At 36.7% G+C, this 17,047-nt stretch carries 1 protein-coding gene; it reads left to right on the top strand.

The window, feature by feature from the left end:
- The first annotated feature begins 93 nt into the window (after positions 1-93).
- Positions 94-16,725, top strand: a complete 16,632-nt coding sequence (locus PL77_RS08305) for a T9SS C-terminal target domain-containing protein (RefSeq protein WP_044203722.1) — start codon at positions 94-96, stop codon at positions 16,723-16,725.
- Positions 16,726-17,047: the final 322 nt, after the last annotated feature.

Below are 17,047 nucleotides of genomic sequence, written 5' to 3'. Positions count from 1 at the left end.
TTCAAAATTTATCCAATGCTAATTAAGAACCAATTATTCACTAGCTATAGAAAAAAGGGCTGACCTTCCTTATAAGTGCTGAACACCAATATTATGAACAAGTCGGTATTAAAAACATTACTCTTTTTGATTATCTGTACCTTAAGTCTTTTAGTCAATAAATTACATGCTCAAACAATCATCAGAGAATTCAACGGAACTACTTACACAGATCCTAATGTGGTAATAAACGGATGTGGTGGTGTTGCGATTGATTTTTCCGTTTCGCCTCTACCCGATCATTCTTATTCGAATTATCAATGGTCAAGGATAGAGAATGGAATTATACAGCCTTCATTTTCTATGCTTGCTGATCCCTTTGAACAATTCAATACAACAGGAGTTTATGGGATATCTGTAACATTTGATGATTACGATTCTACGAATTTAAGCACTACTACGCGTACACTCACTACCGCAGCAAACATAATCGAAGTATTTGACCAGCCTGAAGGTTCATTTTTCGCCGATGTTCAGAGTGTTTGTGTTGGAGGTACAATTACGTTAACCCAAACTACTCCTGGGACATTTTCAAGTCTATCATTTTTGGTTGACAATCAACTTTATGCTCTTACCGGAGACTCCACGACCATAACATTGGACAACCCCGGTGATTATGATGTCGTTTTAAGTGGTACGACAACAGACGGATGTCAGTTTATACGCAGAATGAATGATTATTTGCATGTTGAAAAGCCGTATTCCACGTCTTTTATTGCTTCACAAACACTTAGCTGTAATACAACCCAGAATGTTACATTTACTGCTACATCAACTGATATTGATGGCGGTTCTGTATCTCCAACTTATTTTTGGAATTTTGGAGATGGTACATTAGACACAACCTCCATTAATACTGTCACTCATACTTTTGATAGAGCTTTTGGTACTGATTTCAATGTGACTGTAAGTACAGAAAGTAACAATTGCCCTGGGACAATTAACAATTCAATCGACATCTACTTCAGAAGTATCAGCAGTCTTTATGGCACTCCAACTGTATCAGGAGATTGCAACGATCATATTCTCACTTATACACCTGGAGCAATTGACCCACAATTAGCAGGTATGAATGTCACTTGGGATTTTGGAGATGGATCCACCCCAACAGTACATGCTATAGGAGATATAGTTAGTCATGCCTATTCAAATCCAAGTCCTAATCCAGTAAATGTAACTGTTTCAGCAACTTTAAATAATGTTGCCGATAACAGCTGCAGTTACACTGATGCACAAGTAATCCCTATTTTACCTGAAGGCGGAATCACTATTTCATCAAATGAATTAGAGTATTGTAATGAAAACTTCGATGTTATTGTAGGGGCCAATAATCTACAGAATGTCACCAACTTCTATTGGGTACTTGATGGCAACACATCTACTCCTATTGGTAATAATGCAATGGTTGACACAATAGCAATTTCTGGGTTTGGTAGCCATACCATAGAATTATTTTTCGATGCGGGAACCGGTGACCTCAATGACAATTGTGCTTTAAATAGTATAGAAGTTTACTCTGCTCCTTTAAGTCTTTCTGTAGCAGGAGCTTCTCAAGCCTGCGAACCCGCAAATGATTCTTTTTTTGGGTCAAGTACATGGACTGATCAAGACGGAAATACAGTAGCCAACCCTTTCCCTGTTAATATCGAGGAATGGGAAGTTGTCAATTCAATTAATGATGATACCACTTACTATTACACCAACCCTCTTGATTTTGTTGATTTAGAATACGGAAGTTATCGAATTCGATATAACTTAACATTAGACTCCATTGGAAATAATGCTCAGTGTGAATATTCTTCGATTGAATACCTGTATGAAGTGGGTGAGGTTTTTGATAGTCCAACATTAAATTTAGATAACGGCACAATCTGTATCGGTACGATAGTCAATTTTTCAACAACTACTGATGCTGACACTGCTGGACTTGGTTTATCGGGCGAATACCCTATTATTTATGAGTACCGATATGCAAGTAATCTGAATTGGGTTGATGTTGGGACTGCCGGTATTGGAACATACTATTATGGTGATATAATAGATGATAATCGGATTGCATTACCTGGAGTATTTCAAGTAGAACTTAGAGCCGTTATCAACGGATGTGCCGGCGAGCCTACAATGATGGAAATTACAATTGAACCTTCAGAGGCAGAACATGAACTCACCACTGACGAATGTAACCCTACCGTACTAGGTTTTGTTAATAATTCACTTGGTACTAATGATACAGACTATCGTTGGACGTTAACAATTACACCACCAAGTCAGTCTTCTGTCACTTGGACTTCAGGGCTTACAAAAGATGAAAATTTTAATTTTTTAGCGGAACCTGACTTCCCTACTTTCACCGGATATCCTCAAGGTGAAATTCCCGAAAATTCTCAAGTTGATGTAACAATTGAGGCAATTGAACCAGGCAATAGTTGTTCAGATACTGAAGACACTACGTTTTTTATGCCTGGTCCTCTCCCACAATTAACAGCTTCACCGCAAACCTCAACTGGTACTTGTATAAATGATACTTTGGTATTTAATGCTGGCGATGGAAATATGGGGGATAATTACTTATGGACTTTCACTCATACTACAGACACTACAATTCAATATACATTTTCATCAAACACATCAAGTGTCAATACATTTTTTTCTATTCCAGGAGAATATAATGGAAATGTATTAGTAACAACTACTGGAGGTTGTACTTTTAATGATTCCGTTGGACCTATTCAAATTACAGGTGGATCAATTGCTATCAGCGGTCCGAGTAATGGTTGTGTTGGGGATAATTTCACTTTTAGTGGAACCAATCTCATGTATAGCCCCAATGCACCTAACTACACTTGGAAAGTAGATGGAGCAACTCAATCTTCAGGCATTGCTACTGGTGGTATTATTCCCGATCTTACAGGGGTAACATTTGCTTCTCCGAATACCCCTCAGAGTACTTCTCATACTATTTCATTAGAATTAGAAGTAGATGGCTGTTCGGCTGAATACTCCCACGATATAATTGTAACGCAACCAGATTTTGATTTCCCAGCCCCTCATAGCGATTATATCTCCTTTGATTATCAATGTGATGAAATTATAACAGTGGTTGATCTAGATTTAGATGACAATGAAGTTTATAATCTAAATACAGCCACAATCACCTATTCCATAGGTGGAACTTCGCTTACACCGGTTTCACAAACCGATGACCAAGCAAGATTAGCAATTGCTGCGGGTACTTATACTATGACTGTAACAATCGAAGATGAATTTGGATGTTCGTCTAATGATAATCTTCTATTTACTGTTCCGACCATGAGGGAGTTAGAAGCTGATTTAACTCCTAATACTACTAATCTTGTCTGTCCTGGGTTTGTAAGTTTTGCCGATTCATTGTTTGAAACTCCAGGTCATACCACAAGACGTCAATCCTTGGATTCTACAAATACATTATACGATGTTGAAATAATGTCATGGGCATGGGACTTTGACGCAGATGGAACAGTAGATGTCACGACAACTACAGGAAATGTTACACATTTTTATGACCGCCCTGGAGAATACAAAGCCATTGTAACTGTGACTGATGCTCAAGGTTGTCAAGATGAATCTGACTCTGTAACTATTGAAGTTGGAGGTACAGCAGGAGGATATGAAATCTTGAAGAAAATTGGATTTGAACCTGCTACTACAACAATGGTTGCTATTCCTGTCATGGATCCCAATACAGATATATCGAATACTATTTATCAATGGTCATCTGGTCATGGCTTATCAGGGTCTGATAGTGTTCAGGTATTCACTTATAATACAACTATTGGAGGAGCAAATTTAAGTACGGTCACTCCTAACCTTACCTTCTTAGATGAGAATGGCTGTAGCTACCCTGCAGACTATTCTGGCGACATGACAATTCTAAGCTGCCCTGACATTTCAAACCCTGACATTACTTTATGTACTGACAATGGACCTTATACACTAAATGTTGAGGACATGGCTTGGAACAGTCAATTTAGTCAAGCGGATACCATCGAAACGGATCAATATATCTATTCTTGGGAATTACAATACAGATGGTTTGTCGATGGTAATCCTATTTCAGAAATAAATGGTGGACACGATACGGAAGTTACTTTCAGTTTTGCTTCAGTTGACACCAACCCTTTTGTCATCAATCCTGATGATGCTGACGGCAAATTATATACTATTCAAACTACTATTATCGCTTCTTATGTCGATAAAATTGACGCCAGTAATAATGCACTGAATATTTCTGAATGTGTAACAACAGACAATATTAGAGTCATCTTCAACCCTACTCCTGTAGCCGCTTTTACCAACACAGAAGCCTGCGGTGGCGACCCTACAACGTTAGATGCCTCTACAACAGGTTTTGGACTCTATAGCAGAGGCAGCATTTCAAATTATGAATGGGATATTGACAATGATGGCACTTATGATATTAGCACTGCTTCTTCAAGTACAAATTATACATTCCCTGGACAGGGAGTTTATCCTGTTACACTTCGAGTGACATCTTCCGATGGTTGTGTCCATCAAACGACAGTAGACTCAGTGATTGTAAATTCTATTCCTGTTGGAGATTACTCTTATCAAAATATCTGTCAAAGTTTTGGCATACAGCTTAACGATCAATCCTCTATTTCACCTGTTACAGATGATGAAATTGTAAGATGGGATTGGGACTTTAACAATAATGGCACTTTTGACATAGGCGGTACTGACACTTTAATTCATCAGTTTCCACTTGTCTCTTTTGATACGCTAAGAGATAATTACAATACAGGTGCAATCATTGGTACTAATGTAGTATTAAGACCTCGTTTAAGAGTCACCACCAATAAAGGGTGTACATTTGATTATATCCCGTCTACTGATTCTCTTTTAGTTTTCTCTTTTGATGACCCTATCGCCAACCTTTCCGCTGAACGTCAATCAGATAATTTAGTCAATGAAGTATGTCTTGGGCAAACCATGCAATTTAATGATTTGTCTAATGTCAGCAACACTAATATCGCTTCCTATATCAGCAGCGGTGTTTTACCAAATGGCGTAAATGATATTAATGCTTGGATGTGGGATTTTGGTGACGGCAACTTTTCTACCTCTCAAAGTCCAACACACGATTACTTAACCGAAGGTACTTACACGGTAAGATTAACAGTCACAACTGCTAGAGGCTGTAGTGATTCAAACACAATTACTGTAAACGTTAGGGAGAATCCAGATCCTGAAATTGGATCAGACAGTTTAATTGTCTGCGATGATCAAACCGTATCTTTAAGACCTATTGCCAATGACAGTATTAATTTTGCTTACACTTGGTCTCAACTTATTAGTCCAACTACAGGTTCTATCACTGAAAACAACCTCAACGCTCATACTGCAACAGTTGATGTTGATGAAAGTGATTTCAATCCAGGTGAAAGCATTATTGATATCAGATATCAATTAGAAATCATTGATAACAACCACCCTACGGCGTGTACAACTTTTGACACAGTCGATGTACAATTCCACCGTTTCCCTAACATTGTATTAGATACTACTTTGGTTTCTTGTGACACTTCTGCCCACTATGAAGCATTACCTTTTGGAACGGAAACGATTAATGGATTCAATTACCAATGGACGCAAGTTTATCTTTCGGGAGGAACGGTTACAGAAACTAGTTTAACGGCTCAAGATTTCACTGTAAAGCCAAATACATACAACAGTGGATCTACAATTATCAGAGCAAAATATTATATTGATGTCACCAATGCTATCGGCTGTACTGATAGAGACAGTATTGAATTTGAATTTTACAGAAGGCCTGATTTCTCATTATTAAACCACACTTCTCCTGTTTGTAATGATACAGATCGAAGTTTATACGTAGTAGACTTTTATCCTTTTGGCACATCTGAAATACTTCCTCATAATGCTGCTTATGATTACACATGGTCAATGTCTTCAAGCCCAGGTGATCATAATGTAGATCCTGCATTTCTTAATGACCTTATTAATCAAGTCACTACCAATGATACCACTCAAAATTTATCGCTCAATATTTTAGAAGACTACTTTAATGATAACACAACAGACTTATCCTTTGAAATAGATTTACATGTTGAAAATACATTTGACAATACTTGTTTGAAGGATACGTCCTTGATTATTAATATTGAAAGGAGACCTAGAGATTTCACTCTTTTAGATACAAGAGTTGACCCTTGTAATTTATCGGTGACTCTTAACCACCATACAGAAACTTTAGATTTCAATTACAGATGGAGAGCTACTTCCGTAAGTTCAGAATATAATGGACCTGCCATTCCTGATACCAACGATCAAATTCGCACATTAAACTTTTCCGATACTGATTTTGCAACTGGAGAATCCCAATTTACAGTTGTCATGAATAACAGAGTAAGAAGGAAAACTAATCCAAGGTGTACTGTGAGCAAAAATGTTACTTTACAATTTTACAGAACACCAAATATCAACTTTTCTGAAATATGGCCAAACGGGAATAATTGTGCTCGAAATTTACAGCTTTCTTCAGGTAGTGAAGTTATCCCAGGCTTCGACTATAGTTGGGTTCAAACAGCAGTTTCTAACGGTACCGTCGTCCATGATGCCACAAATAATAAGGATATCAATTTATCAGTTGGCAGTTGGGATACAGGTGAAACTGTAATTACCGTAACATATGAACTTACTGTAACCAATTCAGCTTCCCCTACTTGTATGGATGTTGAAAGTTACACTTTTGAATTCCATAGAACTCCGGAGATTTCTTATAATCCTACCGCACTTAATTGTGCACTTCTAGATACGATCACCGTAAATAGCGAAGCGCTTAATTCTGCTACATTCTCATGGAATGAAAATACTGTTTCTGGAGGCGTGTTGACTACTACTGATAATGGAAATGAATACATCATTGAAGTGGATAGCTTTGACCCTACATCCCATAGAATAGATGGTAACTACTCTGTGAACATAGCCAATACAACTGCAAGTATTTGCGATAATGACACAACGCTTGATATTGTTTTCTTCAGAACTCCCGAGATCGCCTTTACAGACACTAGAACAGATTCTTGTGCACTTACCAATACTTATCAACCATTTGGAACAACAACCATTTCGGGTTATAATTATCAATGGAGAGAATTATATGTAAACGGCGGTACTATCTCGACCAATTCACTTACTGATCAAGATTTAACCTTTGATGTTGTAAGTTTCGATCAAGATACAGCTTACATTGACATTGCGTATGAATTATATGTAGAAAATAGTGATGCAACAAGCTGTATTGATGTGGATACCGTAATGTTCCAATTCTATAGAACTCCTCAACTAAATAACTTTAGAAAAACAAAACCGAATGATGAATGTGGCCTTTCAGTGGTACTCTATCCATTAGATAGCGTTGAAGTCATTAATCATTCTGAAGGCTTTGATTACACTTGGACTTTAGACGCATCAACTGTTACAGGTGCGACTTCAAGCACTTTGCCTGCCACGGTGATCACTGACATTTCAAATCAAGTAAACACACAGAACTTCAGTTTGAATATGCCTCTAACTGCATTTGAAGCAGGCAGCAATGAAATCACTTTCGAATTAGATTTAAACATAGTGCATTCTGCTTCAGGAGTGGATTGTAGCACCGACTCTACTATTTTACTCTCTTTCAAACGTCCTCCGGTGATAGATATGGTAGAAGTTAAGTCAGACAGCTGTGCACTTTCCGCCACACTTCAGCCATTTGGAACTGAAACTATTAATGGTTTTAATTATGACTGGCAAGTTGTTTCTATTACCAACTACACGAATTCAACTTATGCAGTAGGTCAAAACTTTACATCTCAAGACCTTACTGTAAATCTTGTAGACAGTGATTTTACACCTACGGAATCAAAAATTACAATGATTGTGGCATTAGAAGTACAGAATCAATTGTTACCTACCAACCCTTCTTGTATTGATAATATTACCGACACTTTAGTTTTCTATAGAACTCCTGAAATTGACACTCCATTTTTGTCCACAAAAATCAATACTTGTGATCATACCGCTACTGCAGCACCTTTTACTACTGAGGTAAATGGATATGGTTATGTTTGGGAAAAAGTATCTGAAACAAATGGAGCCGTAACGGATAATACTTTAACCAATCGAGAAATTACAGTTTCGCTTGATACATTTGCCACCAACAGCCTTCAAGTTGATGCTCAATATAGATTAAGAGTTTTCAATATTGAAGTACCAAGTTGTTACGATGAACAGACCGTAGACTTTGAGTTTTATAGAACTCCTGAAATGGCCTTTGACAACCCACTTTCTTATTGTGCTTCGGTTGACTCTTCCATGACATTCCGATCAAACAATGAAGCTTTCGTTCACTTTGGAGCTGATTTTTATTGGAATCTAAATTCTATTACTGGAGGTACTATTGACAGTACTGCAGGAGGTAGCGAGGTATTTACAATTGATGTAGCTTCTTTTGATACCGATGCCGTAAGAATTGATGCCGAATATACATTGACAATTACGAATCCATCTACTCACACCTGTGACGATGACACAACTTTCCAAGTCACTTTCTTTAGAACACCAGAGATCAATTTTGCTTCCACAAAAACTGATTCTTGTGCACTTACCGATATAATTCAACCTTTTAATGGAGAAGACATTCCTTTGTTTACAAGAAATTGGAGACAATTGTCAGTCAATGGAGGAGCCATCACTCAAAATTCCTCAAATACTGACCTTGACTTAGACATTACAGCGGATAGTTTTGATCAAAATTCCACCACCATTACAGTAAGATATGAATTAACAGCTACCAATTCAGTGTCAAATATTTGTGTTGACAAAGATACGGTTGAGTTCTATTTTTATAGAATACCAAACTTTAATAATTACAACGAGCAGCAACCTTTAGGACTATGCGGAGGCCTGATCCAAGTAGCTCCTCTTGGTCTTACAGAAGTGATAAATCACAACAATGGTTTTGATTACACTTGGACGCTTGACCCTACTTCTGTTTCCGGGGCCGGGGTTGACGGAAATACGCTATCGACAAGTGTTTTGAACTATTTAAATACAAACCAAAATAGTCAGAACCTGAGTGTAAATATTGAAGACAGTGATTATCAAGAAGGAGCACATATCTTACGTTTTAATATGGATTTTAATATTAGACATTCCAATACTAATATTACTTGTGCTGATTCAAGCAAAACGATCATGTTCCAATATTACAGAAATCCCGAAATTAATATTACAGAATTGAAAGCGGATTCTTGTGATTTAACTACTACACTACAACCTTTTGGTGCTGAAATTATCCCTGGTTTTTCACACAACTGGGAAATTCAAAACATTACAGGATATAACGGAAGTGACTATGCTGTAAATGATACGTATACTACTCAAAACACTACGTTTACAATCACTGATGATGATTTCATTTCAAATGAGTCTGTAATCAGTATCACATTGGCGTTAACTGTGGTCAATACTGAGGCCCCACTCGATAACAGTTGTAGCAATACTGAAACTTACACCCTCTATTTCTATAGAACACCTCAAATCAAAAATGATTTCTTTGCTTCAAAAGATGCAGTATGTGATAATAATGGAACTATCTCTCCTTTTGATACTCATATCAATGGATATGTCTATCAATGGACTTTGGATTCTATTTCTACAAAGAACGGTGTAGTTACAGGTGTTGTCAATGATAATAGTAGCTTAGCAGAAAGAGAATTAAATGTACAGGTAGATAGTTTCACTGATCTTCATTCTATCATGAAGGTCTACTATAAATTAAGAGTCCTCAACTCAAGCCAGCCTATTTGTTATGCGGAAGACACGGTGACTTTTACTTTCTACCGAACTCCTGAAGTAATGCTAACAAGTATGACCGGTGCTTGTCAAAATGCTGTAAAAGTCACTTCCACTAATGAGATGCTCATGGATGTTGATTTTGATTGGATGCTAATCAGTCAATCAGGAGGAACCGTCCTTACTGACCCAGCAGATCATGATGGACATCGAACGATTACTTTTACAGCCACTGATTATGACCCTGGACAAAGTGAGATCAATTCTACTTACATGATCACCTTGTTAAACTCGGGAGAATCAATGTGTGATGATGATACCACCTTTAATTTCACTTTATATCGCCATCCTGAAATCAACTTCAGCTATACAAGATCTTCAGCGGATTCTTGTGCAGATGCCTTAACTATTCATCCATTTTATGGAGAGGGAATTTCTGGATTCACAAACAGTTGGAGTGAAATTTCAAGGACAGGTGGTACGATCACAACCTCATCATTAACCGATGAAGACTTAACGATCTCTTTAGATACATTTGAAATCAATTCAACGAGAGTTGATACTAGATATTCACTGACCTCATTTAATACCAATTCTGCTTCTTGTGAAGATTCTATGAGTATTGTAACTACACTTTACCGTCAAGCTGACTTTACAAATTTTAATGAAAGTAGAGCTGGCGGAATGTGTGGATTGGAAATGACACTTTCACCATTAGGTCTTATCGAGAATATCCCACACAATACAGGTTTTGATTATACTTGGTCTTATGACAGTTTAAATGTAACAGGTGCTGCTAATAATCAATTACCACCTGAAGTAATCAATAGTTTTTATAATCAAGTAAATAACCAAAACCTAAGTTTAACACTCCCAATTGAAGCCTTTGCTAATGGGAGCAATAAGATTGAGATTCCTGTTACCATTACCATCGATAACAGTGATCAAAATAGCTGCTCAAATTCTTACAATCATACAATGGTATTTTACAGACCTCCTGTATTTGATATCCAACAAAGTTTAGTGGGATGTGATGTTACCAATACGATTACCACGTTTGGAAGTGAAAATGCTTCATCAGCTTTTAATTATAATTGGAGTTTCGCAGCTCCTACAGGAGGTACCGTTACAAATACTTCTTTAACTGGACAAAATATCACGTTTAGTAACCCTGTATTTAATAACGGAAGTGATACTATCAGAATAAATGTAGCATTAACGGTAGAAAACGCTGAAAATACTTCATGTCAAGCTGATACCGCTTTCACGTTTGTATTCTACAAAACACCGGTCATCAGTTTCTCTCAGACAATTACAGGTTGTGATTCCGTGAACTTAATACGTTCTATGGGCACTGAAACTATTAATGGTTTCGCCTATTTATGGGAGCAAACACAACTTTCAGGAGGCCAAGTTGGTTTTACACCTGGTTACTCAACGACGACTCAAGACATCGAAATAGAGAAAGTTTCTTTTGATGCGGGGAGCCATAAAATTGACACTGAATACAAATTAACAGTTCATAATACAGATACCTTAGGAAATGTTCTTTGTTCTGATATTGATAGTACTTCATTTACAATTTTAAGAGTCCCATCCATCTCTATACAACAATCACTGGTGGCAGGAGATTGTGGAAACACCAATACAATTACAACATTTGGAACAGAAATTATTTCAGGGTTTGTATACGAGTGGACTCCTGTCTCAGTCAATGGAGGAACAGTGAATTTATCTTCGACTACAACGCAAAATGTAACGTTTGATAATCCAATCTTTGATGTTTCATCTAATAAAATTGACATTACTTATTCAATCGTTGTTAGAAACGCTGAAAACCCTTCTACCTGCTTCGATACAGAAACAGTTACATTTACTTTTTACAGAACCCCTACCGCTTCACTACAACCTATTACCCCTGTATGTTCATCAACATCGATATTGCTCACTACTCAAGAATCATATGTCCCTGACTTTAATTACTTATGGACGTTATTAGACACAAGAGTTGACAATAATCCTAATACAGAGACATTAATAGCTCCTCAAGTAGTGCAAAGTGAAAATACTTACACTATCAATTCACCAGTGGACATGGAAGGCTTCTTCCCAACGGGAAGTAGTGAAATTACATACGAATATGAAGTAAGTGTTGAAAATGGTCAATCACCAGGGTGTACAGATAAGGATACAATTGAAGCAACATTTTATAGAGTTCCTATACTGAGTAGTACACAATCTTTAGACAGTACCAATTGTGAATTAGTCAATATCATTCGTCCATTTGGCACCGAATCTATTCCGAATTATAACTACACATGGACCGAAGTTGCTGTTAATGGCGGATCTATTAACGTTACTCATTTGGACCCTCAAAATCAAGACACACAGTTCTCCGTTGTATCATTTGATTCATTAAGTCATAGAATTGATGTTTCATACAGCGTTTTTGTTACCAACAATTCTGGAGCTTGTACCGGAAACGAAACTTATAATTTCACTTTCTTTAGAACACCTCAAGCAAGTTTAAGCCATTTAAATCTCACCCCTGCTTGTATGGACTCAGAAGTGACATTATTCCCGATTGACAATGAAAACGCAGGTTTTACTTATCAATGGACACCGATTAGTGTTACTACAGATAATGGTATTGATTTGTTAGCTTCTAATATCAAACCATTAGAAAGTAATTTAAACAATCATACTTTAACTTTAAATCACAACCCTAATTTCCCTCAAAATGCTGTTAGAGTTACATCCGTTTATGAATTAACAGTCACCAACTCAGATAATGGTTGTACTTCGAGTGATCAAGTGACGGTTATCTTTGATAGAGATGCTCTTTTAGCCTTAAGTACAAATAATTTTAGTACTTGCGACAATAACGACATCACTTTACAAACCGTAGAGCCAAGAACTGACAATTATGCTTACACTTGGACAATTGATAGTATTTACACTGATAACAATGCCGATATCACAGCATTTACAAATGTCAATACATCAACAGTCGGTAGTATGACAATTGATGGAATCCCTGCTGATTTCCCTTCAGGAAGTGCATTAATCACTGCAAAGTATAATGTACATGCAGAAAATCAATTGAATACCGATTGTGACGCCGACACTAGTTACACTATCTCAATTGCTCGTCAACCTATGATTTCATTTACAGATAATCATTCTGGGTGTGCATTAGACTCTGTCACTATTAAACCTCTTGGTGATGAGATAATCAATGGCTTTAATTATAATTGGACTATTGTTTCAATTGATGGATATAGCGGTAATTCTTCTTCTATTTTAAATGCACAAAACAACAATCAGAACATTGACCTCTATTTTGGGAATAATGATTTTAGTGCCGGAAGATCACAAATTGAAGTCACTTTTGAATTAACAGCCAACAATCCAAATGAAGGTGGATGTTCTGACACACAACAACACACTTTGGTCTTCTTTAGAGTTCCAATGATTGACTTCTCGATTACAAAAGCAAGTAATGATAGTTGTGCTAGTGAAATAGTAATACAGCCATTTAACGAAGTAGTTAGTGATTATTCTTATCAATGGACTCTACTTACGAATACAAACGGATCTGTTTCAATGGTCAATGATCAAGCAAGAGATTTAGTTGTGAACAACCCTATTTTTGATCAAGGAGAAACTCGAATCGATTTACGTTATCAATTAGAAATAATTAATAATAATGTAAACGCATCTCAGCCATGTATTACGACTGAAGAAGTTGCTGTTTCTTTCTTCAAAACTCCTGTACTTGAAAATGATTTATTAACTACGCCAATCAATTGCGGTAGCAATGCGAAACTCAAAGGTTTAACATTCGATATCAATACTAACCAAGACAGTAATTATGTATTTGATTGGTCCATCAATAATCTTACTGGGGGTACTATTGATACCGTATCCGTATTGGATAGTCTTTTGATTGACGTCAATGAATTTGATCAAGGTTCTGGAGAAATCAACTTCACTATTGATTTAATGGCTCACAACTCGCATCAATACAATACTTGCTTTGCGAATGAAACAAGAAGTTTGACTTTCTACAGAACGCCTCAAGTCAGTTTGAATTCATCAGCTACCGATTTATGTGAAAACAATCAATTCACCATTACCACAGGAGAAGAAGCCGTTTCTGAATTCAATTACAATTGGAGCTTTAATATCACTGATGATATCGGCAACAATACAGGAACAGTAGACTCTACTTCTAATGGAAGCCGAGGTCATGCATTAATAGTGTCCAATCCTACATTCCCAACAGGAGCTTCATACATTGAAATTGAAGCTACCCTAGAAGTCTTAAATGGAAACAGTGGATGTTCGGATACAGAAAGTATTACATTAAGATTCCATAGACAACCAGAATTAAGTATTGTAAGTTCAAACTCAAATGCTTGTGATAATAACACCATCATCTTAACCCCTCTTCAAAGCGAAGTACAAAACTTCACCTACACTTGGGAGCGCTTGCGTATGAGCAGTGATATTGATTCTGTAAATGGTGCAGACATCCAAATCAGTTCAATGTCTGACTATCAAGTAATAGTAGAAAACCCAACTTTCCCTAACGGTGCAGCTCAACTCTCTGCTTGGTACAAGTTAACGGTTTCTAATCCATCGAATCCATATTGTACTATTGTTTCTGACTCTATCGAGGTTACATTCTTCAGAAGTCCAATTAGTGCCTTAGGTGAAGACCTACAAGCCGGCTGCGATTCGTCTATCATGACAATTAATCCAATAAATGAAGAATTCATTGGTAATTTCAATTACAATTGGACCATCAACCGAATTGATACAGATCAAAGAACATCAGATACAAGGGCTAGTGTAACCATCAATAATGCTAGCACTTATCAGCCAACATTTGAAGTGACAACAATACCGGGTGATGCTTCTTGGGTAAAAGCCTATATTTCATTGACTACAGAAAACCAATTGAATAATTGTGGAACAAGTACAGATGAAATTGCGGTCACTTTCTTACGAACACCAACAGTGAGTTTGCCAGCTGATATGGCTGATTGTCAAGAAAGAGTATTCTTCTTGAGTCCAAATGAAACAAATTGGTCGGGAATGGATTATGAATGGGAAGTGATTGAGTCTATGGGTGGAAGTATTAATAACCAATCCAATATGAACTCTTACCTTGCTTCACTTTCAGAGCCAGTTTTCAACTCTAACTCTTTTGAAGTAAACAGTACTATTGTTTTAAGAGTTAAAAACAAAGAAAATTCAAATTGTGTAGCTATCGATACAATGAACATTGTATTTAATAGAACGCCTATTGCCAATTTTGTAGTGGACCAAGGATTTGGCTGTCAGAATGAATTAATCCACTTCTCTACTAGAAATGCTGAAGTTCCACATGCAGGAAGTGTTTTTGAATGGGATTTTAATAATGATGGCAATTATGAAATTCAAACTTCAGGTGACACGACTTATACCTTCACAAAAGAAGGTGATCACCCTGTATCGATGAGAATAATTACACCAGCCGGTTGTATATCAGATAAGTATACTTCAATAGTTCCAATTCATGAAATACCTACTCCATCCTTTACATTCAATGATATCTGTATTGGAGAAGTTGCTCAATTTATTAATACAACACCTCAATTAAATCAAAGCGGTGATCATGGAATTAGAGCTGTAAAATGGGACTTTGATTATAGTGAGATAAATGGAGCATTATTTGACGCTTACGAGACTAATACTTCCTTCCAATATCCAGAAGCAGGCACATTCGCTGTTTTAGTAGAAGTAACCAATAATGGAGGTTGTACAAATACTTATATCGATTCAATAACTGTCACACCGCTTCCTGTTGTCACATTACCATCAGATGTTTGGATCTGTGAAGGGTTAGCTACTACTCTTACGCCAGAGGTAGATGTTCCAGTCACTTACTTATGGAGTACAGGCGAAACTACTCAAGCGATAGAGGTAGCACCTCAGGAGGAAACGACATACACCTTAACAGTCACCAATTCACAAGGATGTGTGAATACTCATGATATCACAGTGCATATCATCCCTGATATTGACATGGATAGAGAACAAGAATCATGTGAAACAGAAGCTATCACATTCGATGCTAGAATCCCTGATTATGAAGAGACCGTTCAGACTTACATTTGGAGTACAGGCGAAACCACTCCTACAATAGATGTTCTAGAAAATGGAGTCTATTCTGTCAGAACTATGGTGGAACATTCTTCAGGAACTATGTGTGAATTTACGCATGAGTTTGAAGCTATTTTCCATCCTAATCCTGAGATGGTTTTAGAAGACACTACTTTCTGTTTTGAATTTGGGGATTTACTACAAGTGGGAGCCATTGAAGGCGAAAACTTTACCTATCAATGGAATACGGGAGAAACATCTAGAGTAGTTACAAGAGATCGCTCTGGAACATACACTGTTGTGGTGACAGATGAGACACACGCTACAAGATGTTCAACAGTGGATACGATTTTTATTAATCAAATTTGTCCTGCAAGGATGAATACACCAAATGCCTTCACTCCAAATGGAGACGGCATAAACGATGAGTTCTTGCTTGAACCAGCCTATGCTGTTGATATAGATCTTCACATCTTTAATAATTGGGGAGAGTCAATATTCCACAAAGAATATAAAACATCATCAGAAGCAAGTAGCCCAGGTAATGGATGGGACGGTCAATATAAAGGTGCTGATATGATATCAGGTAATTACACTTACACTATTCGTTACACATCACAAAAAGATGGATCTGTTACAGAAAAAACAGGACAAATTTTACTAATAAGATAATTATTTAGACGAGATTTCTTTTAATGAATTGAAATCTCGTTTTTTATATTTCAACGAGTCATAGAGCATCTCATTACTTTAATTTCTATTTCATTGTTTTGAATTTTTATCTTCAGAATTATCAAAGAAAATTACTAATAAATGTATTTTGGGGTAGTGTTATGATTAAATTCATTGAAGAATTAATTATAGATTATCTTTGGCTTGGTTCTTACATAAAAAGAATAGTAACTTTAAATATTAAGCAAGACAGAATTTATTACAATGACCCTTAAGTCTACAAAAATAATTTTGTGCTTTTAAAAACTATATTTTTTGAAAT

This window comes from Flammeovirga sp. OC4, from assembly GCF_000812565.1.
Classification (GTDB): domain Bacteria; phylum Bacteroidota; class Bacteroidia; order Cytophagales; family Flammeovirgaceae; genus Flammeovirga.
The sequence above is the reverse complement of the archived record's forward strand: the minus strand, read 5'-3'. Positions and strand labels throughout refer to the sequence as shown.